Below are 21,999 nucleotides of genomic sequence, written 5' to 3'. Positions count from 1 at the left end.
CGCATGCTCACGGTTCATCACCTCGGCAAGTCGCAGTCCGAACGTATCGTCTGGCTCTGCGAGGAGCTGGAAATTCCGTACGAACTGAAATGCTACACGCGCGACGCCCGGACGATGCTGGCGCCGCCCGAGTACAAGGCGCTGCATCCGATCGGCGCGGCGCCCGTGATCACCGATGGCGATCTCGTGCTCGCCGAATCCGGCGCGATCGTCGACTACGTTACCGCGACCTACGGCCAAGACCGCTTGCGGCCTGGGCCTGATGATCCCAGCTTCGCGCCGTTCCTCTACTGGCTTCATTTCGCCAACGGTACGTTGCAGGCGGCGATGGGCCGACTGATGATCCTCAACCGGCTGCATCTGCCCGACGACAATCCGGTTCTCGGCGCCATCAGGGCGAGGCTCGACCGTGCCTTCGCGCTGGTCGAGGCGCGTTGCGGCGAGGTGGATTATCTCGCGGGAAACGCGCTCACCACCGCCGACATCATGACCGTGTTCTCGCTTACCACCATGCGCTACTTCCTGCCCTACGATCTCGGACCCTTCCCCAACATCCGCGCCTATCTCGCCCGCATCGCTGCGCGCCCGGCCTATCAGCGCGCGATGGCCAAGGGGGATCCGGGGATGGCGTTGTTGTTGAGCTGATCGTCGCGGGTCGGAAGATCGCTTTGGCGGCTTGCTCGGTGTACCTCGCCCCGCTTGCGGGGAGAGGTCGGATTGCATCGTCAGATGCAATCCGGGTGAGGGAGTACAGGTCTCACGACGTGCACTCCCCGTGCGTCGGCCCCTCACCCCAACCCTCTCCCCGCGAGAACAGGGAGAGAGAGCTGACTGCCCGAGCCGCCATATCTCGTCTCACTATTTTTCAGCGTCTCGCAACACGCCAGCGTTAGGGCGAGAATGCAAATGAACTTATGGTCGACAGCCCACCACCTCGCCCGCTGTCATCAGCCCATCGCCTGCTCACTTCTGCCGCTTGCGGCTCCAGTCCAGGAAGGAGCGATACAGCTCCTCCTTCTCCGCCTTCGAGGTCGGCGCCTTGGCCTGCGATTCGAGAAAGGCATCGAAGCGCTCCTGCTGCGAGAGACTGCCGGCCGCGGCGGGCGGCAGGCCGACATTGGCCTCCTTCTTCATCCGCTCCAGCACGGCGTCGACATACGGATAGCGCTGCCAGCCCGGCACCTGGGCCTCGAGATTGAGATCCTTCCAGCCCGGATGGAACGGCGGCTGCTGCAGCCGCGCGAGGTTGGTGAACAGCGTGTCGACGAAGCGGTTGACGCGGTCGGCGCGGTCGCTGCCGGGCTTCCAGTTGTAGACGGCCAGCACCGACGGCACGGCGATGGTTTCCACGGCGGTGTCGGGTGCGACCAGCCCTGGATAGGTGTCGGCCTTGATGCTGGTCGGATAGTAGAAGTCCGAGAATTGCTGCGTGTACGGCACCGGCACGAAGTGGAATCCAGGATCCGCCTTCTTGCCGCTGAACAGTTCGCCGGGCTTGGAGGCGACATATACCATCGCGGCGATCTCGCCCTTGTGCAGCTTCTCCAGTGCGACGGGGCCACCGACCGCGACCGGCTCGATGTCGATGCCGAGGCGCCGGAAGATCAGTGGGCCGGTGTGGGCGGCGGCCACGCCCGCCGTGCCCACCGCGACCTTCTGGCCCTTCAGGTCCTGCAGCGACTTGAACTCCTCGCGCGCATAGATGTGCACGTCGGAGATGAAGAAGCGCAGCACGTAGCGGATGCGGTCGTTGATGTTGGAAAGGCCTGCCTGCCTGGCATAGAAGTCGAATGCATCGGCATAGGTGATCGCGACGTCGACACCGCGCAGATAGAGCAGGTCGGCGATGTTCGAGGTGGTGCCGCGCGTCACCATCGGGATCAGGCGCATGTTGTCGCCGTCGTCCATGGTCCGCGCCATCTCGCTGGCGAAGCGCACGAAGCCACCGTCGGGCAGGCCCGCGGCCAGGCCGACGGTCCATTGGTTCATGCGCGTCTTGATGGCGGCTTCGTCCGAGGCGCTCCGTGGCTCGGGCGCGCGGGTCTCGGAGACCCGAGGCTCGACGGCCCGCCGTTCCGACGCGCGCGCAGGCTTGATCGAGAGCGGAGCGGCGGACTGCCCTTGCGCAAGCACCGCGCCGACGGGGGTGAGCAAGGCAGCCGAAAGCGTTGCCAGCGCCAGCAGCGCCGGCCGGGCGAGTACTCTGTGCATGTGACTAGTCCCCGATCGCGTCTGCTCGCCATCCCCCGAGCAGACTGATGACACAGCTCAATCCAAGGTCGTATCTCAATGAGCCCTAAAGCTGGCAGTTTTGGGGCAGAAACTACCTAAGGTTTCAGGTAGCTCCAGCCGCTCTCCTGCAGTTCCATCAGCCTGACGGCGCCCGATGGCACCAGGCTCGCTTCGGTGACGATCGCAATCGGATGTCCTTCGCGTTTCTCCATGCCGCGCTTGGTGATGTTGCAGGCGGAGAACTTGATCTTGGCGGGAAAGCTGAGCTCGGCGATCTGCTTGAGCCGGTCCTTCACCGGCGAGGTATCCTCGCGCAGCATGTTCAGCCCGGGTCCATAGGTGACGAGTTCGATCTCGACCTCCTCGCCCTTCTCCTTGAACGTCTCCATGATGTTGGTGGCGTTGTTCAGCGCGAGATTCATGATCGCCGGATCGTTCTGATCGACCTGGATCGAGACGCGATGAATCTTGACGTCGGCGGCGAGGCTCGCAGCAGCCGACGCGATCAGTAGCGCGCAGGCGGCCGTGACGGTTTTGAGATCGAAGCGCATGCCAGGACTCCAATGTACGATACAGGGCATTGGGATGTAGGCATGATCTGCCACAACCTCAGCTCCAAGTCGATGAGCCTGAATCGTGGCAAGACTATGCGCTGCCGACGCGGCGCTGCCGCGGGAGCGCCGTCATCACCACGGCGTCATTGCGAGCGCAGTGGCGAGGCGAAGCAATCCAGGCTGCATCTGCGGAGAGATCCTGAATTGCCTCGGCGCAAGGGCGCGCGAGGCCGGGACGACGGCGGAATGTTGAGCTGGCGGCACGGGAGCAGATGCACGTCGTAAACTGCACGACGGGCAAACCGCGCATGTCGATCATGCGTAAACTGCCCGTCGCGTTACGATGTCGCAGGCCGCAGGGCTTGCCGTGTCGGGCAAATCAGGCGGATGCTTCCGCTCGTCCTGCTGCCGCATGAGGGGCGTGTCGCGACCGTCACGAGGCGTTGGCAGTGGGATGCGATGGGCGTGGATTGCCGCAGCGTGAGTTGATCGCGCGGACGAACGGCGATGCACGTACGGTCAAGTCGCGTGGTCCTGACACCCCGATGCTGGTGTCCCGCGCAACGCGCGCAAGCGCGTTGTCGCGCATGGTGGCCAACAAGCCCGGCGCACCAGGGAGATCGCGAAGCAGCCGTTCAAACCGTCGCGCAGGGAAGGCCGGGTGTTTCCGGCTGCACCTGTGGTACCTGCCGCCTGCATTTTTTACGCAGGCGGGCCACGGGCGTCAGCCGACGCCCGGCCTTCCCTGTGCCCTCTGTGTCGAGAGGGCGAGCCAAATGAACAACTCGGACGCCGAGCGCCACGAGGACGCGATGCCATGCCTATTCTGATCTGCTCTGCCGTGTTCGGCCCGGCTCCTACCACCCGACAACTGTCATCGCCCGCGAAAAGCGGGCGATCCGGTACGCCGCGGCCTGTCGGCTCAACCACTGCTGCCTCGGCGTACGGGGGCGCCCGGTCAAGCCGGGCGACGACGCCGAGGTTGGACAACGGCAGCGCGCGTCAATCCGCTTCCACCGCTGGCAAAATCACCCCGCCATGGTTACATTGCGTCAGCGAGGCTGCGACGCGCGTCCGGAACCAACATATCCCCGGGGCCTTATCGATCCTTTAGGGAACTGTCCCTGGCCAGGTCCGTGGACCTGGACATATGGTGCCCACCTACTTTCGTAGGGAACTCCGGGATCGAGCGTTTCAACGGCGATTGCGGCTTCGCGCTTGTCTCTCTCCCTCTGTTCTGTCCCCTTGATTGCCGATCTGCTGCGTTTCTGAGAACGTTGGAGTGCCCGCGTCCGCGAGCTCTTGACGGAGATCCCGCCGCATGCCGATGAAGGCCGTCCAGCACACCAAGCAGCAGCTGCGGGCTGCAGCCCTCGCCGCGCGCGACGCGCTGAGCGACGAGGCGCGCAGCGCCGCCGCGCAGGCCATCGCGGCGCGCGGGCTCCCCTTCGCGCTGGAGCCGGGCCAGGTGGTCTCCGGCTATGCGCCGATTCGCAACGAGCTCGATCCGGTGCCGCTGATGCGCGTGCTGGCGGCGAAGGGCGCGCGGCTGGCACTGCCGGTCATCCTGGCGCGCGGCCATTCGCTCTCCTTCCGGGCGTGGTCGCCGGGTGATCGGCTGACATTGGGCTCGCTCGGTATCCCCGAGCCGTCGCCCGTTGCGGCCGAGCTGGTGCCGGACGTGATGCTGGTCCCGCTCGCCGCCTTCGACCGCACCGGCCATCGCATCGGTTACGGCGGCGGCTACTACGACTACACCTTCTCGCACTTGCGTAAATCGCATCACCTCATCGGCGTCGGCCTCGGCTTTGCCGTGCAGGAAACCGAGGCGATCCCGGCCTTGGCCCACGACGCGGCGCTGGATTATGTGCTAACCGAGCGCGAGACCTTGGATTTCCGGAGCAATTGAGTTGCGAATTCTCTTCGTCGGCGACGTCGTCGGCCGGGCCGGCCGCAGCGCCGTCTCGGACCACCTGCCAGGCTTGATCCGCGATTGGGCGCTCGATCTCGTCATCGTCAATGGCGAGAACGCGGCCGGCGGGTTCGGCATCACCGAGGCGATCTATCAGGAGCTGGTCGATGCCGGCGCCGACGCGGTCACGCTCGGCAACCACTCCTGGGACCAGCGCGAGGCGCTGGTGTTCATCGAGCGCGCACCGCGCCTGGTGCGCCCTGCGAATTATCCGGCGGGCACGCCCGGCCGTGGCGCGGCGCTGGTCGACGCCAAGAACGGCGCCCGCGCGCTGGTGGTCAACGTGCTCGGGCGCGTGTTCATGACGCCGTTCGACGACCCGTTCGCGGCTGTCGGCCGCGAGCTCGGCGCCTGCCCGCTGCGCGAGGCGGCGGATGCGATCGTGGTCGACGTGCATTGCGAGGCCTCCAGCGAGAAGCAGGGCCTGGGCTATTTCTGCGACGGCCGCGCCAGCCTCGTCGTCGGCACCCATACGCATGTGCCAACGGCCGATCACCAGATCCTGCCCGGCGGCACCGCCTACATGACCGATGCCGGCATGACCGGCGATTACGACTCCATCATCGGCATGCAGAAGGACGAGCCGCTGCGCCGCTTCCAGTCGGGCATCCCGTCGGCGCGCTTCGAGCCGGCCTCCGGCGAGGCGACGTTGAGCGGCGTGGCGGTCGAGACCGACAACGGCACCGGGCTTGCGATCAAGATCGCGCCGGTGCGCATCGGCGGCCGGCTGTCGCCGGCGAAGCCTTCGTTCTGGGGAGGATGAGAGCCTGGATCAGGCCTTGAGCCGAAAACCCATCCGGAACGCGCCCCAATGCCGGCCCTTGATGAAGATCGGCGCCGAGAGGTCCTTCATCAGCACGAACTGCCCGCCGCCCATGTCGCGGCGGTAGGTCTGCAGCAGAAACGGCTTGTTGCTGGCGGCGGCGACCTTCTTCACCGCGCGGTCCTCGAACAGCCGGCGGTTGCGGCAGTTGGCGTTGTTCCAGACCGGATCGGGCCCCTGCGGCTTGCGGTAGTTCGGATTGTGCGTCGGCAGGTAGCCGCCGCGCGCCCAGGCGACGCAGAACACGATGCGCGGATCGCTGCCCTGGATCGGGTCCTGGATCGCCGGCAGGACGCGGTCGGTGAATTCGACGTAGCGCGTCATGTACTGCTTGGGATTGGTGCCGGGGATCTCGCGATAGCTCTCGTCCATCAGGTCGGCGAGCGTGATCTCGCCGCGGTCGATCGCCGTTTCGAAGGTCGCCGAGATCTGCCGGGCGGTGTCGACGACGGTCTTGATCAGCGGCGCGTCCGCGGTCTGTACGCCGCTCTCGGCGATCAGCCCGATCAGCGCCTCGGAATGATCGAGCAGCTTGGCGATCCGGCTGTCGGCCTGTTTGAGCTCGACCGAGGACTGGTCGACGCCCTTGGCGAGCTCGTTGAGCTCGCTGATCACGGCGTCGCAATGCGCGAGGTTGGAGGTCGCGGCCTTCGCCACGCCGTCGATCTCCTGGCCGACGCTGGTGAAGCCGTCCTGGACGCGGACGATGATGCCGCCGATCTGCTGGGCGCCTTCACCCGCGGTCTTGGCGCGGGAGGAGGCCTGGCCGCTCTCGCCGAGCAGGCTCTTCACCTGCGAGTCGAGCCCGCGCAGGGTATCGCCGATCTCCTGGGTGGCCTGCCGCGTCGCCTCGGCGAGCGACTTCACCTCGCTTGCGACGACAGCGAAGCCCCGGCCGGCGCTGCCGGCACGGGCCGCCTCGATGGTTGCGTTCAGCGCCAGCAGGTTGGTCTGCTTGGCGATCGCCTCGATCGCGACCGAGACCTTGGCGACCTGCGACAGCGCATCGCCGACCGAGCCGAGCCGCTGCTCGATGCGCTCGACGGACTCGACCAATTCGGCGATGTGCCGCACCGCGGTGTCGACCACGTTGCGCGACTGGGCGATGTCGCCGACCGCGGCGGTCGTGGCCGATTGCACCGCCTGCGAGGCGGTGGCGATGTCGTGATTGGCCGCGACCATGGTCTTGGCGGTGGCCTGGAGATGCCCGAACCGCTGCGACTGGTAGCTGACGCGGTTGGCGACCTCCTGGACGTTGCCGGCGACATCGGCGAGCTCGACGCCGAGACCGCCGATGCGGTCGGCGATCTCGTCCATCAGCCGTTCGGCGCCGGTGCGCGCGTCGTGACTTTCCAGAATGGCGCGTTGCGCGACCGACATGTCCAGACTCCCGGGCTTGAAAGGATCAGAAAATCACGGCTTGGCTCACAATTTGTAGGCGGTGCGGAAGCCGCCCCAGTGCCGGCCGCGAACCCGGATCGGCACGTCGATTTCGCGCATCATGACGGTGTTGCCGTTGCCCATGTCGCGCGCGTAGCTCTGGATCAGATAGGGCCGCTGGCTGCGGCCTGCCGCGAGCCCGGCCGGATCGTTGAAGATGCGGCGGTTGCGGCTGTTGGCGGTGTTGAAGGCCGTGTCGCCCGGCCGCTGCGGATGCGAATAGATCCGGTTGTGCACCGGCAGATAGCCGTTGCGGTCGATCGCCACGCAGAACGCCATGCGCTGGTCCTTGGCGAGGAAGGCCTCCTGGAACGACGGCAGCACGCGCTCGGCCCAGTCGAGGATCCGGCTGCGGTGCTGCTGCGGATTGGTGCCGGGGATCTCGACATAGTTGGTATCGAACATGTCCTCGAGCGTGATCTCGCCGCGCGCAACGGCGCTCTCGAACATCCGGTTCAGCTCGGTGCCGGCTTCCATGGCGCGGGTGACGAACTCGTTGTTCTCCTCGTGCAGCGCCCAGAGCTTGTCCTCGATCTTCTCGCGCAGCTCGGCGCTTGGCGCATCGAACCGCGCCTGGGCGCCGGCCTTGACCTGCTCGGTGACGCGCAGGCGGCACGGACCGACGTCCTCCAGCACGGCGTCGAGACGCTCGTTCACGGGCAGGCGGCTCGCATCCGGGCCGGTGATCAGAAGGCCGTCGTTGGAAATCTCATAGACCGGCGCACCGATCGTGCGTGCGCCCGACTTGATCTCGAGCTTGAGGTGGCAGGGCAGACGCTCGCTGCCGCTGCGCACGGGCCGATCGCCCTGCCGCAGCAGCACGGCGCAGCGCGCCTTCAGCTTCTGGGCGTACATCGTCACGGCGCGGCCGGCGTTCGTGACGCGCTCGCCATAGCTCTCGGCCTGCTGGGTGGCGCTGCTGATGTCGGCGGCGCTGTCGACCACCGAGGATATGAACTGCGAGGCCTGGGCCGCATTGTTCGACATCTCGCCGGTGGTCTGGTTCTGCTCGGCGACGGCGCCGTTGACGTTGGTGAAGACGGGGCGGATCGCCTCGATCGCCTGGGCGATGCGGTGGACGGCGTCGGCCGAGCCGGCGGCGTCCTTCTGCAGTGCCTCGATCTTGCGGGTGATCTCCTCGGTCGCGTTCTGGGTCTGGACGGCAAGCGCCTTGACCTCGGTGGCCACTACGGCAAAGCCGCGGCCGGCCTCGCCGGCGCGGGCGGCCTCGATGGTCGAGTTGAGCGCGAGCAAGGTGGTCTGGCGCGCGATCTGGGAGATCAGGTTGACGACGTTGCCGATCGCCGCCGAGGATTCGCGCAGGCGGTCGACGTTGGCCCGGGCTTCCGAGGCGGCGGCGCTGGCCTGGTCGGCGAGCTGGCCGGCGTCCTGGACCTGGGCACGGATACCGTGGGCGGATTGGGTCACCTTCTCTGCGGCGTGGGCGAACGTCGCCGCCGTTCCTTGCGCGGTGCTGCTGCGTCCGCTCAGCGCATCGGCGCGCTGGCGAATGTCCGTCAGCGTCCCCGCCGTCGCCTCGGCGCCGCTGGCGACCGCATCGGCGGCGCGCTCCAGCTGGCGAATCATGCCGCCGAGTTCCAGCTCCAGCAGGTCGAGGATGGCCTTGGCCGAATCGGCATCCGACGACGCCAGCGGCTCCGGCGCGGCTACCGGCTTCGGTTCGGCCACCGGCTCGGGCGCAGAGGCTCGTCTTGCAAAGAAACCAAACGCCATGGGGTAGGCCCCGGTGCGGGTGAAAAGGTGCAGAGGGGCGGCATCGTTGCACTTGACTGTGAAGCCATGGTTAACATTTGGCTTATGGTGCGGGGCAGCCAACTGGCTCTCCGAGGAGGGGGCAGCCACCCTGAAACCACCTCAAATCTTTGATTTTGACGATTCCCGGCCTATAAGGCCGCGCTTCCCCACCTGATCCCCTACGATTGCAAGAGACCTCGCATGGCCGGCCATTCCCAATTCAAGAACATCATGCATCGCAAGGGCCGGCAGGATGCGATGAAGTCCAAGCTGTTCGGCAAGCTGGCGCGCGAAATTACCGTCGCCGCCAAGCTCGGCACGCCCGACCCGGCGATGAACCCGCGGCTGCGCGCCGCCGTGGTCGCCGCCCGGGCCGAGAACATGCCCAAGGACAACATCGAGCGGGCCATCAAGAAGGCACTCGGCGGCGAGGGCGACAACTATGCCGAGATCCGCTACGAGGGCTACGGCCCGGGCGGCGTCGCCGTCATCGTCGAGGCGCTGACCGACAACCGCAACCGCGCCGCGTCCGACATCCGCTCCTTCTTCACCAAATCAGGCGGCAACCTCGGCGAGACCGGCTCGGTCTCGTTCATGTTCGACCGCGTCGGCATCATCGAATTCGACCGCGGCGTCGCTTCCGACGATGCCGTGCTGGACGCCGCGATCGAGGCCGGCGCCGACGACGTGATCTCGGGCGAGGGCGGCCACGAGGTCTATGCCTCGCCGGACAGTTTCCATGAAGTCGCCAAGAACCTCGAAGCCAAGTTCGGCGAGCCGCGCAAGGCGGCGCTGACCTGGAAGCCGCAGAACACGGTCGCGGTCGACGACGAGACCGGCGAGAAGCTGCTGAAGCTGATGGACCTCCTGAACGAACACGACGACGTTCAGAACGTCTACGCCAATTTCGAGATCTCGGACGCCCTGATGGCGAAGATGGGCGGTTGACGGACGCTCAACCACGTCGTTCGTGTGTTCCGTTTATGTTTCCATCGGTGCGGCGCGAGGCTATCTCTAATCCATGAAAGCCCAGCCGATTCGCGCAGCAATCCGCATCATCGGGATCGATCCCGGCCTCCGCCGCACCGGTTGGGGCGTGATCGAGAGCGAGGGCAACCGGCTGATCTATGTCGGTTGCGGCTCGGTCGAGCCGCCCGATGATCTGCCGCTGGCGAGCCGGCTGCTGGCGATCCATGAGGGGCTCTCGGCGGTGCTCGGCCGGTTCGCGCCGATGGAAGCTGCGGTCGAGCAGACATTCGTCAACAAGGACGGCGTCGCCACCCTGAAGCTCGGCCAGGCCCGCGGCATCGCCATGCTGGCGCCGGCGATGTTCGGAATTTCGGTCGCCGAATACGCCCCCAACCAGGTCAAGAAGACCGTGGTCGGCGCCGGTCATGCCGACAAGGGCCAGATCGCGGTGATGCTGAAGATCCTGCTGCCGAAGGCCGAGCCGCCATCGGCCGACGCGGCGGACGCGCTTGCCATCGCCATCACCCACGCCCATCACCGCCAGGGCCAGGCGCTGCGCATGAAGGTGGCCGGGCTATGATCGGCAAGCTGAAGGGGCTGATCGATTCCTACGCGGAGGATTTCGTCATCCTCGACGTCGGCGGCGTCGGCTACCAGGTGCACTGCTCGGCGCGGACGCTGCAGGCCTTGCCGTCGCCCGGTGAAGCCGCCACATTGTCGATCGAGACCTATGTGCGCGAGGACCAGATCAAGCTGTTCGGTTTTCGCTCGGATGTCGAACGGGAATGGTTTCGCCTTTTGCAGACGGTGCAGGGCGTCGGCGCCAAGGTCGCCCTCGCGGTCCTAGGCACTCTGCCGCCGGCGGACCTCGCCAATGCGATCGCGCTGCGCGACAAGGCCGCGGTGGCGCGCACGCCGGGCGTCGGCCCCAAGGTCGCCGAGCGCATCGTCACCGAGCTGAAGGACAAGGCGCCGGCGTTCGCCGATGTCGATCCCGGTGTCGTCAGGCTGTCCGGCGCCATCGAAGAATCCCGCGCGCCGCAGCCGATCGCGGACGCGATCTCCGCGCTCATCAATCTCGGCTATGGCCAGCCGCAGGCGGCTGCCGCCATTGCCGCCGCGTCACGCGCGGCCGGCGACAAGGCCGAGACCGCGCAACTCATTCGCCTCGGCCTCAAGGAGCTGGCGAAATAGGCTATCGTCGCCCGGCCGGGCGAGCAGAAGGACATCCGTTTCCCCATGGTGAGCAAGAAGGACAAGGAGCTGATCGAGGCGGCCGCATCAGCGGTCAAGAGCCGCTATCGCAACGATTGGCAGGAGGTCGGCGCCGCCATGCGCACGCGCGACGGCCGCATCATCACCGGCGTCAACATCGATGCCTATCTCGGCCGCAACGCTGTCTGCGCCGAGGCCATCGCGATCGGCCGCGCCATCACCGAGTTTGGCGACCACGGCATCGAGACCATCGTTGCCGTGCGCCATCCCAAGCCCGGCGAGCCCGGCGAGGTCGCCGTGGTCTCGCCCTGCGGCACCTGCCGCGAGCTGATCCACGACTATGATGCCAAGGCGCGCGTCATCGTGCCGTCGAACGGCAAGGGGCCTGCGGCGGTGACCATCGGCGAATTGCTGCCGAACAAATACAGGCGCGGCAACGAATGAAGCCGCCGGCGCGCATGGTCAGTCCGGAGCGGCGCTCCGACGATGTCGGCGACACTGCGCTGCGTCCGCAGCAGCTGTCGGAGTTCGTCGGCCAGCAGCAGGCGCGCGCCAACCTCTCGATCTTCATCGAGGCGGCGCGCAAGCGCGGCGAGGCGCTCGACCATGTGCTGTTCGTCGGTCCGCCCGGACTTGGCAAGACGACGCTGGCGCAGATCGTGGCGCGTGAGCTCGGCGTCGGCTTCCGCGCCACCTCGGGCCCGGTCATCGCCAAGGCCGGCGATCTCGCCGCGCTGCTGACCAATCTCGAAGAGCGCGACGTGCTGTTCATCGACGAGATCCATCGTCTCAGCCCGGCGGTCGAGGAGGTCCTTTATCCGGCGATGGAGGATTTCCAGCTCGATCTCATCATCGGCGAAGGCCCCGCGGCCCGCTCGGTCAAGATCGACCTGTCGAAGTTCACGCTGGTCGGCGCGACGACGCGCGCAGGCCTGCTGACCAATCCGTTGCGTGACCGGTTCGGCATTCCGATCCGACTGAACTTCTACACGGTGGAGGAGCTCGAAGGCATCGTCACGCGCGGTGCCCGCGTGCTCGGGGTCGGCATGACCGCCGACGGCGCCAACGAGATCGCGCGGCGCGCCCGTGGCACGCCACGGATCGCCGGCCGGCTGCTGCGCCGCGTGCGCGACTTCGCGTCGGCCGCCAACGCCAGTGCGATCGATCGCGCCATCGCCGATCACGCGCTGAGCGCGCTCGAAGTGGATGCCGCCGGGCTGGACGCGATGGACCGGCGCTATCTCTCGACCATCGCGCTGAACTACGGCGGCGGGCCGGTCGGCGTCGAGACCATGGCGGCAGCGCTGTCGGAGCCGCGCGATGCCATCGAGGACATCATCGAGCCGTATCTGATCCAATGCGGCTATCTGCAGCGTACGCCGCGCGGCCGGCTGCTGACGTCGCACGCGTTCAGGCATCTCGGCCTGGCCGAGCCCTCGAACCGCGATCCCGGCCAGTTCGGTCTGTTCGGCAGCGAGGACGATGATTAACGAAACTGCTGACAATCTGCACAGACGCACCCGAAATCGGTTGCAATGATCAGGGAGAAGGGAGCCGCTGCGAGGAGTTTATCGATGCTGTCACGCCGTCGCTTTCTGTCATTCTCAGGCGGTCTTGCCGCCACCGGTTTTTCGACCGCGACCTACGGCGTCGGCGTCGAGCCGCTCCGCCTGGGCGTCACCGACTATCACATCCATCCACGCAACTGGCCGGCTGGGCTAAGACTGAAGATCGCGGCCATCGCCGACATCCATGCCTGCGATCCCTGGATGTCGCTCGCTCATATCGACGGGATCGTCCAGCGAACCAACGCGCTGCAGCCGGATCTGATCGTTCTGCTCGGCGACTACGTCGCCGGTCATCGTCATCACATCGGACGCATCGACGCCGATGCCTGGGCGCCGGTGCTCGGCGGCCTGAAGGCGCCGTTGGGCGTGCACGCCATCCTGGGCAATCATGATTATTGGGATGATCGAACCGTGCAGCGCGACGGCCGCGGCGCGCCGTATGCCCAGAAGGCGCTCGAGGCCGCCGGCATTCCCGTCTACGAGAACGACGTCGTGCGTCTCACCAAGAATGGCCATGCCTTCTGGCTTGCCGGCCTTGGCGATCAGTTGGCCTACATGCCAGCGCGGCGCTTCCGGCCGATGCCGCGGATCGGCATCGATGATCTCGCAGGGACGCTGCGCAAGGTGACGGACAGCGCCCCGGTAATTCTGCTGGCGCACGAGCCCGACGTCGCGCTCCGGGTGCCACCACGCGTGGCGCTGCAGCTGTCGGGGCATACGCATGGCGGCCAGATCCGCGTGCTCGGCTGGTCTCCGGCTGTTCCCGCGCGCAATGGCGTCAATCTGGCCTACGGCCACATCCGCACCCAATGCGACGTGATCGTCTCCGGCGGCCTCGGCTGCAGCATCATGCCAGTCCGGATCGGCATGCCGCCGGAGATCGTGCTGGTCACCGTCGGCAGGGAACCCGTCGAGGTGACGTCCTAGCCGGCTCTTGCTGGCCTGCTCTTGCGCTGGCCGTTGAACTGGGCGAAACGATCGCCATTTCCGGCTATCGAGGGCTTCCCTTGACCCAACAACATCTCGACGGCGCGATCCGCGACGGCCGCCACCACATGCAGGTGCGGGTCTACTACGAGGACACGGATTTCTCCGGAATCGTCTATCACGCCAACTACCTCCGCTTCATGGAGCGCGGCCGCACCAATCATCTGCGGCTGATGGGCGCCGAGCAGCACGCGCTGTTCGCGGAGGCGGCAAGCGAAGCCCCGGGCTTCGCCTTCGTGGTGCGCTCGATGACGCTCGACTTCCTGCGGCCGGCCCGTATGGACGACGTGCTCGACGTCGTCACCTGGCCCGTGGCGGTGAAGGGCGCGTCGATCACGCTGGCGCAGGAGGTCAGGCGCGGCGAGGAGGTGCTCGTCAAGGCCGACGTGAGAGTTGCGTTCATCAGCGGCGGCAGGGCGCAGCCCATACCGAAAGCGCTGCGCGACCTGATGAAGGCGGACCTCGCCTAAAGACGTCCTAACGGTGGGCGGGCGAAGGGATGAGGATGCGCCCGCCGGCGATCGCGACCTCGCCGCGGTCCAGTCGGCCGCGCCATTTGCGCAGCGAATGCGACGGCAGCTGTATCGCCGCGGCGTAGGCACGGAAGCCATTGCTCCGGTTCAGCGCAAGCCAGCTGGCGAGCACCGCCGCACTACGGTAGAGCGTAGACGGCGACCTGATCGCCGACCTGGTCCTTGAGGATCGTGTTGCCGCCCGCGATGAAGGCGACGTATTCGCGGCCCTTGTACTCATAGACGGCGGGATTGGCGACCGCGGGAGCCTGGACGATGTCGGACCAGAGCTCCTTGCCGTCGGCCAGCGCGTAGGCCCGCACCTTGGCGTCCATCGAGGCTCCGATGAAGATCACGCCTCCGGCCGTAACCGCCGGGCCGCCGATCGTCACCGATCCCATCGACTCCGGCATGTAGAAGCCCCACTTCTGGGAGGCGCCGATGGGACGGCGCCATTTGATGTCACCGGTGGTCATGTCGATGGCGGCGATCTCGCCGAATGGCGGCTTCCAGCAGGGCATGCCGAGCCAGTTCAGCGCGTTGTCGAGTGACATGCCGTATGGCGCACCCTCTTGAGGATAGAAGCCTTGCTCGTTGCCCGAGCCGGCTGCGCGCTGCTCATATTCTTTCCGGGGGTAGAGCTTGATGGATTGCACCACGTGCGAGAAGTTGACGATCGCGGTCTTGCCGCGCGGATCGAAGGCTACGCCGCCCCATTGCACGCCGCCGGCCGAGTCGGGATAGGCGAGCACGCCGCTGTCCTTGTGGGTCGGCGGCGAGTACATGCCGGCGTAATTGAGGCTCTTCCAGAGCCTCGAGCATTGGCCGAGCCCGAGGGCGTCGGCGACCCACCAGATGGGAGGCTTCTTCGACTGGTCGAGCAGCGGCGCCGGCCTGATCGGAAACGGCTGCGTCGGCGCGTAGATTTCGCCCTGGATCGAGCCGTCGCCACCAGGCACCTTGCGCTCCTCGATCGGCCAGACGTCCTTGCCAGTGCGTCGGTCGACGACGAAGAGGAACCCCATCTTGGTTGCCTGCATCAGCGCTGGGATCTGCTTCCCATCGACGGTGATGTCCATCAACGTCGGCGCGGAGTTGATGTCGTAGTCCCAGATGTCATGGTGCACCCACTGGCGAGACCAAACGACCTCGCCGGTTTCGAGGTTGAGGGCCGTTGTCGATGTGGCCAACGGGATCGGCTCGGTGCGGTTGCCGCCCCAGTAGTTCGGGGAGGGGCTGGAGACCGGGAGATAGACCAATCCAAGTCCCTCGTCGACCGACATGCCCGTCCACACATTGGCGGTGCCGGTGCGGGACGCGATCTTCGGCGGCAGCGTAGCGAAGGACCATTGTCGCTCGCCCGTTTGCGGATCGAGCGAGAATACGGTGCCGGGCGGTGCTTCAGCATAGGCCCAGTCCTTGCCGGCCCAGCCCAGGATCACGTGATTGCCCGCGACCGTCGGCGGCTGAAGCAACGAAAGCGGATATTTGTTGTTCACGTCGTTCCACTGATCGACGTTGAGGACGCCGCCGTTCGCGAAATCACGACAGAGCTTGCCAGTATCCGCGTCCATGGCAAAGAGCTGCGCGTCCATGGTGCCGAGATAGACGATCTTCTGGCACGGCTGGCCCGCGACGGGATTCGCTGCCTCCCAATAGGCGACCCCGCGGTTCTTCAGCGCCGGCTGGGTCAAAGCCTTGAGCGTCGATTTGGAGTCGAAGGTCCATTTGACCTTTCCGGTCGCGGGCTCCAGCGCAACAACGCGATAGAACGGCGTGCCGATGTAGAGCGTGTCATTGGCAAAGATCGGCGTGGCGGACCAGACGCTGGTCGGCAGCTTGCCCGATCCATCCGAAACGTCGCCGGTGTGATACTCCCACACCTTTACCAGCGATCGGACATTGTCGGCTGTGATCTGGGTCAGAGGAGAGTACTTCTGGGCATTGAGCTGACCGTGAAACGTATTCCAGACGGCATGGGTCGGGACGAGCGGGATCGGCTTCGGCGTGGGCAAGCTGCCGGACGGCAGCTGAGCGCCTGCGTCGGCAGCTCCCGATGGCTCGTTGCCCGGTGCTGACGATGCGCGACCGGCATTGCTGTGGGGCTGCTCCGAGCCAGTGCTCGAAGGCCCACGCTGCTCTGGGCCTGGAATGCTTCCGGGGGTGGCAGCCGGATGAGCAGTGTCGTTCTGTGCAATCGCCGGCGGCAGCGCGACCATGACCGCCAGCGTGAGCGCCGCAAATGGGGCGCTACGGCAGAATGAACGGATTCTCATGCGACGGCTCTTCTTGGCTGGGGTGGGGCGGCAAGCGTCACAATCAATCCGACGAGTGCGACGACCGTGGCCGCCGCCAGCCACCACGCATGCAGAAAGCAGGCGGCGGTTATTGTGCCGAGCGCGCCGAGCAGCCCGAGGGACCAGAACACCCAGAAGAGCCACCCGCGTCGACCAAACCACAGGATGAAGGCGTCGACGACGAGTGCCAGACTGGATCCGATGACGAGCAACGCGCCCGGGGCGCCAGTGACCCCGGTCAAAGGAGCTAGGTAGTCGTAGAGGCCGAGCAGCGTGCCGGCGGCGGCTGCCACGAGGATGATGATCGGGCCGAGCGGCCTCTGCTCAGATGAGGTCAAGTCAACGCTCCAAGATTCATGGCCGACGAGCGCGGGGCAGCGGCGGTGATTCAACGGACGAGAAAAGAATGTCTCGTCGAAGCAGGGGTTCCACGCGCCGCATCCGTACCCGTTCGGGGCCGAGAAGGGCCCCCATCCGGTTTGCCAACCCAATTCCTCGGCGCATGGCGGACTATCTCTGGCACTGTCGGTATAGCGGGGGGCGTGAGACAATCCGCAGCTCAATACCAAACGGGCCTCGATCGGCCGCGGAGGTCGCTACTTCTTCTCCTTCGAGCCCCGAGTCAGAAGCCACCGGTTCGCCGGGTGGGAAGTGAGGAACCCAGGAGCACGGAACTCCGGGCTGCTGACCTTCACGAGCCGTAGACCTCCAGTCGCGTGCCGAGCACGTGTCGGAGGCCGTGGAAATGGCAAGTGTGAAGCCGTGCATTCCGACCGGCCAAGACGCGATCGAAATCGTATCGGCCTTGGCGGCCGCGATAAGCCCCTGGCCGAGCGACAGACCTCGCATCGGCGCAATCGGGAAATACCGGAAACGGCGTCCGAACCCGTAAGCGCGCAGAAAGTCGATGATCCAGACGGCGAGCATCTTCTCCGAGAATAGACTTTTTCAGCCGAAGGCGGCTGCGAGGGACGTGGGGGCCAACGTCGCAGCCTTTGGCATGCTCGCAGTGATTGCCGCGCTCCCTCGCGTCGCGCTGAGTCGGACGGGCTTGATCCGAGTTGCCTAGCGATCCCGTCCCGCACCGTCCTCCGCGGAGCAACATGCGGGACGGACTCGCGGCGCCTACGGGCAGAACCAGGCCGGTCCGATCTGCATGCAGCCTGCCGTGATCCCGCTGCGCAAGGCGCATCGGAGAGGCCGCCGGGCAGATCACGCTGCGCTGACCCGCCAGACGGACTGCCGCTCAATCAGACCGTGGCCGGGGAAGAACTCGCGCGTTGAAACCGTCAGTATCGCCCGCCGCTGCGCTCTTGTTGCTTGATCCAATCCGACAAGGTCCGGGGCGACGATCCTTGTCCGGGGCGCGATGGTTTCGCTGTGGCAGGCCTGTTGCTCCGGTTCGTCGTCTCCGTCGGCGCGCGCGGGCGCGTCGCGGCATGGGCGCCAGAGACGCCCCTCGGCGCCGTTGTGAGCTTCTCCGCTTCCTCCTTCTCCAGCCGCAGCTTGCGCAGCCGCTCCATCTTCTCGCGCTCCGGATCGACGGGCGGCGGTGGCAGCTCGCGCTGGCGGGCTTCCTCGGCGGAGATCAGCAGACCCATGATGGCGCCTTCGCCGAGGGCCTTGCAGGCTTCGAGGCGGTGCAGACCTTCGACCAGGACAAAATGGTCCTTGTCGCGGCGGACGAGGATCGGCTCGCGCTGGCCGACCTCCAAAATGCTTTCGGCCAGCGCGTCGACCGCGTCCTGCTTCAGCGCCTTGCGCTTCTTGTCGGGGATGTGGATCTTGTCGATGGGGAAGCTTTCCGGTGCGGACACAGTCGAAACTCCGTCGTGGGCGCGCCGTCCGGCGTCAGGGTCGGAGGGGGCACGATCCCCGGATCCGCACCGCAGGGCGGAGGGAGGCAGACCGGGCACGTGTGGCTACAATAGAGACATTCGCCATCTCGCCGCAAGGAGCGGTGATGGGGCGTGATGGCTCCTGTCAGACCGCAAGGTGGATCATGCCGCTGTGATGGGCGCCCAATCGGCCGCGCTCGAAAATCGCTCACGCGTCAATTCATGCTGCTATCCTGCATCGCTCATACAGGAGGACGCCGCTCATGACGATACGCACACTCGTTGCCGCGCTGGCCGGGATTGCTCTCGCGTTGCCCGCCGCTGCCCTCGCGCAGGAACCGCCGGTCGAGGAGCAACTCGTCAATGCGATGAACAAGGTGTTCGGCGTGCACGCCGGCTTTCGCGCCAATCACGCCAAGGGCGTCGTGGTCGAGGGCAAGTTCAAGCCGTCGACCGAGGCGGCGACCTTGAGCAAGGCGTCGCTGTTCAGCGGCGGCGAGATTCCGGTGACGGTGCGGTTCTCGGACTCCACCGGCGTGCCGAACCTGCCGGACGGATCCGGCGACGCCAATCCGCACGGCATGGCGGTGAAGTTTCATCTCGCCGACGGCAGCGACATGGACCTCGTGATCAACTCGCTGAAATTCTTCCCCGTCTCGACCGGTGCGGAGCTGCGCGATCTGTTCCTGGCGATCGCGGACTCTGGACCGAACGCGGCCAAGCCGACCAGGCTCGAGCAGTTCGTCGCCAGCCATCCCTCGGTGCCGGCGGCGCTCGGCACCATCGCGACGCCGGACAGTCTTGCCGACGAGGCCTATTTCGGCGTCAACGCCTTCGTCCTCGTCAACAAGGCCGGCGAGAAGCAGGCGGTGCGCTGGCAGATGCTGCCGGAGAAGGTCGTGCATATCGACCAGGAGGACGCGGCGAAACGCGCGCCGGACTTCCTGATGGCCGAGCTGCCGGCGCGGCTGAAGCAGGGGCCGGTGACGTTCCGCTTCAAGGCGCAGCTCGCCGCGGCCGGCGACGACACCAAGGATCCGGCAAAGCCGTGGCCTGACGATCGCAAGCTGGTCGAGCTCGGCGTGCTGACGATCGACAAGGCGGTCGAAGACAGTGACGCCGCGCAGAAGAAGCTGCTGTTCCTGCCGGGCCAGCTCACCGACGGCATCGAGGCCTCCGACGATCCGATGATCGACATCCGCAACGGCGCCTATGCCATCTCGTTCTCCCGGCGCAATCCGTGATGATGGTGGCATGACACGCCATGTGCCGTGCGCACCGCGCGGTGCGGCGGATCACGCTGCGCTGATCCGCCCGACGGGCCTCAGTCTGTCGTCATGGCCGAGGCGAGCCCCGCCATGATGCTGCGCGCCGCAGGCGGCGCTTGTGCTGATGACCGGACGATTTGGCGGCGAGCTCAAATCCGTATTTCCGGTCGCGATCGGCCGTGACCTAGCTTCGTTCGATCCTGATCGAAATCCGGAACGAGCGGAAATGGGTGCATCTCTGCGGAGTGCAGGATCGGATCGGCGCCCTCTGCGGGGCCTTCGAGCCCGGCGAGTGAGCACGATACAACCGGCCGCAATTATGGATGCTTCGCGGCACGCGCCCCCGATGAGTTGCCGCAACGTTGACGGAGCCACGCCTCATTCGGTGCGATTGCGGCGGCGTCCGCCGCTTTCTCTCCCGATCGATGACGTCGCACAGGCTGCGCGATAACGGCGAAACCAAGAGCAGGGGTTGTCGACACGCATGGACCGCCGAGCGTCGGCGCGTCGAAGACGATGGCGACCGTGCAGCCGATGTGCCGCCCTGCTCGATGTGATGCAATCGAGGCGTGTAGTAGATGTGAAGGACGACGATCGCGAAGTGCGCGCGATCAGGAAGCATGCCGTCGAGCGCGGCGCCGCGCGCTGCGCATCCAGCGAGTTCGGTGCGCACGTTCGTCTACGAATGAACTCATGAACCGCGACGGCATCGCGCATCGCGCCGTTTGTCGCAATCGTGTCGCGCGCTGCTTCTTTTCGCCAGAATCCTGCATCTTGCGTGCAACAGTCAAAGCCGAATCTCGATCGCGTCGGGGGCCCGATCTGCATTCCTTCCGAATGACATTTTTCAATTCAGTTCGCGACACAATCTCACCCTCCTGATGCGGCCGCCGTTTGTTGCGGCACGTGTTCAGGAGTTGTGAGTTCGATGCGTCGCGTATTTGGCGTATGCCTTTGCCTATCTACTTTCGCAGGAAGTACGACATCGGTCTGGGCGACTGATCTCGCCCTGCCTCCCCCGCTCCCGCCGCCCGACGTCTTCGCCTACAGGTGGAGTGGCTGCCATGCCGGCGCGAATGCCGGGATGGCCTGGTCACGCCAGCAGCAGACGTGGAGTCAGGTCGCCAATGCTGCCGCCGCGCCCGTTCAGCCCGTGCAGCAACCGGTCGGCAATGCGAACAACCCGCCTGTGGTCAAGCCGCCTGTGGTTGCAAACCCTGCGCCGAACCCGCCGCCGTCGAACAACCCCGGCGGGAATAACGGCGGGTGGAAGCCGCCGCATAAGCCGCCGCAAAAGCCCCCGATCTGTGAGCGCGGCGACAAGGGCTGGTGGCAGCCCGGCAAGCCGTACGGCGACAAGGATCACGACTGGCCAAAGGTTGGATCGAAAGGCGGCGACAACAAGTCGTCCTGGCCGTCGGCGCCATCCAAGAACAAGGACAACAACTACAACGACGTCAAATATGGTGGCGGCTGGTTCGACAAGCATCACGACGACGACCATGACAAGTCGAGCGGCTGGTCGCAGCTGCATTCAAACGGCTACTCCGACAGATCGGCTTGGCTGCACCGTGATCGGCAGGACGATCACGACAAGCCGGCTTCCGGATGGGGTGGGAAGAAGGACGACGGATACGACAAGCCACTCGGTTTCGGCTGGTCGAAGCAGCCGCTGAAGAGCGAGCGTGACAGCTACGCCTGGCTGAAGCCGGATCAACGCGACGACGACAAGCATGGCGGCTATGGCTGGGGCGGCAAGCCGCGCGACAATGATGACGGCAAGGGCGGCTATGGCGACAAGCAGCCCGACAAGGATCATTGGCAGCAGCAGGGCGGCAACTACCATCATGGCGGATGGCCGTATCATCCGGACAAGCCCTGGCCGCCGAAGAATCCGCCGCCGAACAATGGCGGCGGCCAGCCGAACCCGCCGCCGCAGGGCAACAATGGCAACCCGCCGCCGCAGAACCAGCCGCCGGTGGCAGGCGGCGGCAACGTGGCGCCGCTGCCCGTCGCTGCCGTGCAGATTCCGACCGCCATCTCGAGCAATGGCAGCGACGTCATCGGCGGCCTGCAGCTCGGCTGCGATTATCAGATGGACCGCTTCGTCGTCGGCATCCAGGCCATGGCCGATATCGGCATCATCAACGCATCGAGCCCGCTCGGGCCGGCGCTGACGATGAACACGCGGACGAGCAACCTCTACACCGCCACGGTGCGTGCCGGCTATCTCGTGACACCTGAGATCCTGGCCTACGTGCGCGGTGGTGCGGCGTGGACTCGGACCAACGTTTCGGTCGTCAACACCGCCACCGGGCAGTCGGCGAGCGTGGCGTTCAATCGCAGCGGATGGACGGTCGGCGCCGGCGTCGAGTGGATGTTCGCCCGCAACTGGTCGGCCTTCGCCGAATATGATTACGCCGATTTCGGCACCGTGACCGGCACGCTGCCGGGCGCCGCCGCGATCACCGGAGGGCCGAACGTCGTCAGCCAGAAGACCCAGCTCCACACGGCGATGGTCGGCGTCAACTACCGCTTCGAGATGCTGTCGCGCGGCGGCCGCTGAGAT

Annotated in this window: 20 protein-coding genes and 1 other RNA gene; 13 read left to right on the top strand and 8 right to left on the bottom strand. The window is 66.1% G+C overall.

Annotated features, from left to right (window positions below; translation table 11 throughout):
- Positions 1–3: 3 nt before the first annotated feature.
- Positions 4–645 carry a glutathione S-transferase family protein gene (locus ACQR03_RS15925; RefSeq protein ID WP_316193527.1) on the top strand — a complete coding sequence of 214 codons (642 nt, stop codon included), beginning with the start codon at positions 4–6 and terminating at the stop codon, positions 643–645.
- Between the two features lie 318 nt (positions 646–963).
- On the opposite strand, the gene ACQR03_RS15920 is transcribed toward ACQR03_RS15925, so the two are convergent.
- Entirely contained in the window at positions 964–2,211 is a 1,248-nt protein-coding gene (locus ACQR03_RS15920) for a TAXI family TRAP transporter solute-binding subunit (RefSeq protein WP_315713918.1), read from the bottom strand.
- 116 nt (positions 2,212–2,327) lie between these two features.
- On the bottom strand, positions 2,328–2,783 hold the full coding sequence (locus tag ACQR03_RS15915) for a DsrE family protein (protein ID WP_315826031.1): 456 nt from the start codon (positions 2,781–2,783) through the stop codon (positions 2,328–2,330).
- Positions 2,784–3,841: 1,058 nt separating this feature from the next.
- On the opposite strand from ACQR03_RS15915, the gene ssrS reads away from it, so the two are divergent.
- From ssrS to ACQR03_RS15900, 3 genes are all read left to right on the top strand, one after another.
- Positions 3,842–4,003, top strand: a non-coding RNA gene (gene ssrS, locus ACQR03_RS15910) — 6S RNA.
- 110 nt (positions 4,004–4,113) lie between these two features.
- Positions 4,114–4,695, top strand: a complete 582-nt coding sequence (locus ACQR03_RS15905; protein ID WP_315714372.1) for a 5-formyltetrahydrofolate cyclo-ligase — start codon at positions 4,114–4,116, stop codon at positions 4,693–4,695.
- A gap of 1 nt (position 4,696) precedes the next feature.
- Positions 4,697–5,521, top strand: coding sequence for a TIGR00282 family metallophosphoesterase (locus ACQR03_RS15900; RefSeq protein WP_315713920.1), 825 nt, complete (start codon positions 4,697–4,699; stop codon positions 5,519–5,521).
- Positions 5,522–5,530: 9 nt separating this feature from the next.
- Here the strand turns inward: ACQR03_RS15900 and ACQR03_RS15895 are convergent, their stop codons facing one another.
- Positions 5,531–6,961 (bottom strand): methyl-accepting chemotaxis protein, encoded by a 1,431-nt coding sequence (locus tag ACQR03_RS15895; protein WP_315713921.1) that lies wholly within the window; start codon positions 6,959–6,961, stop codon positions 5,531–5,533.
- Positions 6,962–7,006: 45 nt separating this feature from the next.
- Positions 7,007–8,755, bottom strand: coding sequence for a methyl-accepting chemotaxis protein (locus tag ACQR03_RS15890; protein ID WP_316225849.1), 1,749 nt, complete (start codon positions 8,753–8,755; stop codon positions 7,007–7,009).
- Positions 8,756–8,977: 222 nt separating this feature from the next.
- Between ACQR03_RS15890 and ACQR03_RS15885 the strand changes: the two genes are divergently transcribed.
- From ACQR03_RS15885 to ybgC, 7 genes are all read left to right on the top strand, one after another.
- A complete protein-coding gene (locus ACQR03_RS15885) occupies positions 8,978–9,724 on the top strand; it encodes a YebC/PmpR family DNA-binding transcriptional regulator (RefSeq protein WP_316201434.1) in 747 nt (248 codons plus the stop codon).
- A 73-nt stretch (positions 9,725–9,797) separates the two neighbouring features.
- On the top strand, positions 9,798–10,325 hold the full coding sequence (ruvC, locus tag ACQR03_RS15880) for a crossover junction endodeoxyribonuclease RuvC (protein ID WP_315713924.1): 528 nt from the start codon (positions 9,798–9,800) through the stop codon (positions 10,323–10,325).
- On the top strand, positions 10,322–10,939 hold the full coding sequence (gene ruvA / locus ACQR03_RS15875; RefSeq protein WP_008961684.1) for a Holliday junction branch migration protein RuvA: 618 nt from the start codon (positions 10,322–10,324) through the stop codon (positions 10,937–10,939). Before ruvC ends, ruvA begins: the two co-directional genes overlap by 4 nt.
- A gap of 45 nt (positions 10,940–10,984) precedes the next feature.
- Positions 10,985–11,404: a cytidine deaminase gene (locus ACQR03_RS15870; RefSeq protein ID WP_315713925.1), complete on the top strand. Its 420-nt coding sequence runs from the start codon at positions 10,985–10,987 to the stop codon at positions 11,402–11,404.
- Positions 11,401–12,450 carry a Holliday junction branch migration DNA helicase RuvB gene (gene ruvB, locus ACQR03_RS15865; protein WP_315713926.1) on the top strand — a complete coding sequence of 350 codons (1,050 nt, stop codon included), beginning with the start codon at positions 11,401–11,403 and terminating at the stop codon, positions 12,448–12,450. Before ACQR03_RS15870 ends, ruvB begins: the two co-directional genes overlap by 4 nt.
- 84 nt (positions 12,451–12,534) lie before the next feature.
- A complete protein-coding gene (locus ACQR03_RS15860; protein ID WP_316194798.1) occupies positions 12,535–13,455 on the top strand; it encodes a metallophosphoesterase in 921 nt (306 codons plus the stop codon).
- Between the two features lie 80 nt (positions 13,456–13,535).
- Positions 13,536–13,985: a tol-pal system-associated acyl-CoA thioesterase gene (gene ybgC / locus ACQR03_RS15855; protein ID WP_316194797.1), complete on the top strand. Its 450-nt coding sequence runs from the start codon at positions 13,536–13,538 to the stop codon at positions 13,983–13,985.
- Between the two features lie 182 nt (positions 13,986–14,167).
- On the opposite strand, the gene ACQR03_RS15850 is transcribed toward ybgC, so the two are convergent.
- The 4 genes from ACQR03_RS15850 to ACQR03_RS15835 form a co-directional block, all read right to left on the bottom strand.
- On the bottom strand, positions 14,168–16,042 hold the full coding sequence (locus tag ACQR03_RS15850; protein WP_434841711.1) for a pyrroloquinoline quinone-dependent dehydrogenase: 1,875 nt from the start codon (positions 16,040–16,042) through the stop codon (positions 14,168–14,170).
- Positions 16,043–16,299: 257 nt separating this feature from the next.
- The gene (locus ACQR03_RS15845; protein ID WP_434841710.1) at positions 16,300–16,662 is read right to left on the bottom strand and encodes a hypothetical protein; all 363 of its coding nucleotides are present in this window, start codon (positions 16,660–16,662) and stop codon (positions 16,300–16,302) included.
- Between the two features lie 172 nt (positions 16,663–16,834).
- Positions 16,835–17,251, bottom strand: coding sequence for a DUF4396 domain-containing protein (locus ACQR03_RS15840; RefSeq protein ID WP_434841709.1), 417 nt, complete (start codon positions 17,249–17,251; stop codon positions 16,835–16,837).
- Positions 17,252–17,613: 362 nt separating this feature from the next.
- A complete protein-coding gene (locus ACQR03_RS15835) occupies positions 17,614–18,141 on the bottom strand; it encodes a ParB N-terminal domain-containing protein (RefSeq protein ID WP_434841708.1) in 528 nt (175 codons plus the stop codon).
- Positions 18,142–18,425: 284 nt separating this feature from the next.
- Here ACQR03_RS15835 and ACQR03_RS15830 point away from each other — a divergent pair, with 284 nt between their 5' ends.
- Together ACQR03_RS15830 and ACQR03_RS15825 are read left to right on the top strand one after the other, a co-directional pair.
- Positions 18,426–19,406 (top strand): catalase family peroxidase, encoded by a 981-nt coding sequence (locus ACQR03_RS15830; protein ID WP_434841707.1) that lies wholly within the window; start codon positions 18,426–18,428, stop codon positions 19,404–19,406.
- Positions 19,407–20,514: 1,108 nt separating this feature from the next.
- On the top strand, positions 20,515–21,996 hold the full coding sequence (locus ACQR03_RS15825) for an outer membrane protein (RefSeq protein WP_434841706.1): 1,482 nt from the start codon (positions 20,515–20,517) through the stop codon (positions 21,994–21,996).
- Positions 21,997–21,999 lie beyond the last annotated feature (3 nt).

This window comes from Bradyrhizobium sp. HKCCYLS3070 (assembly GCF_051167575.1).
Taxonomy (GTDB): domain Bacteria; phylum Pseudomonadota; class Alphaproteobacteria; order Rhizobiales; family Xanthobacteraceae; genus Bradyrhizobium.
This window is presented reverse-complemented; position numbering and strand designations above follow the sequence as displayed.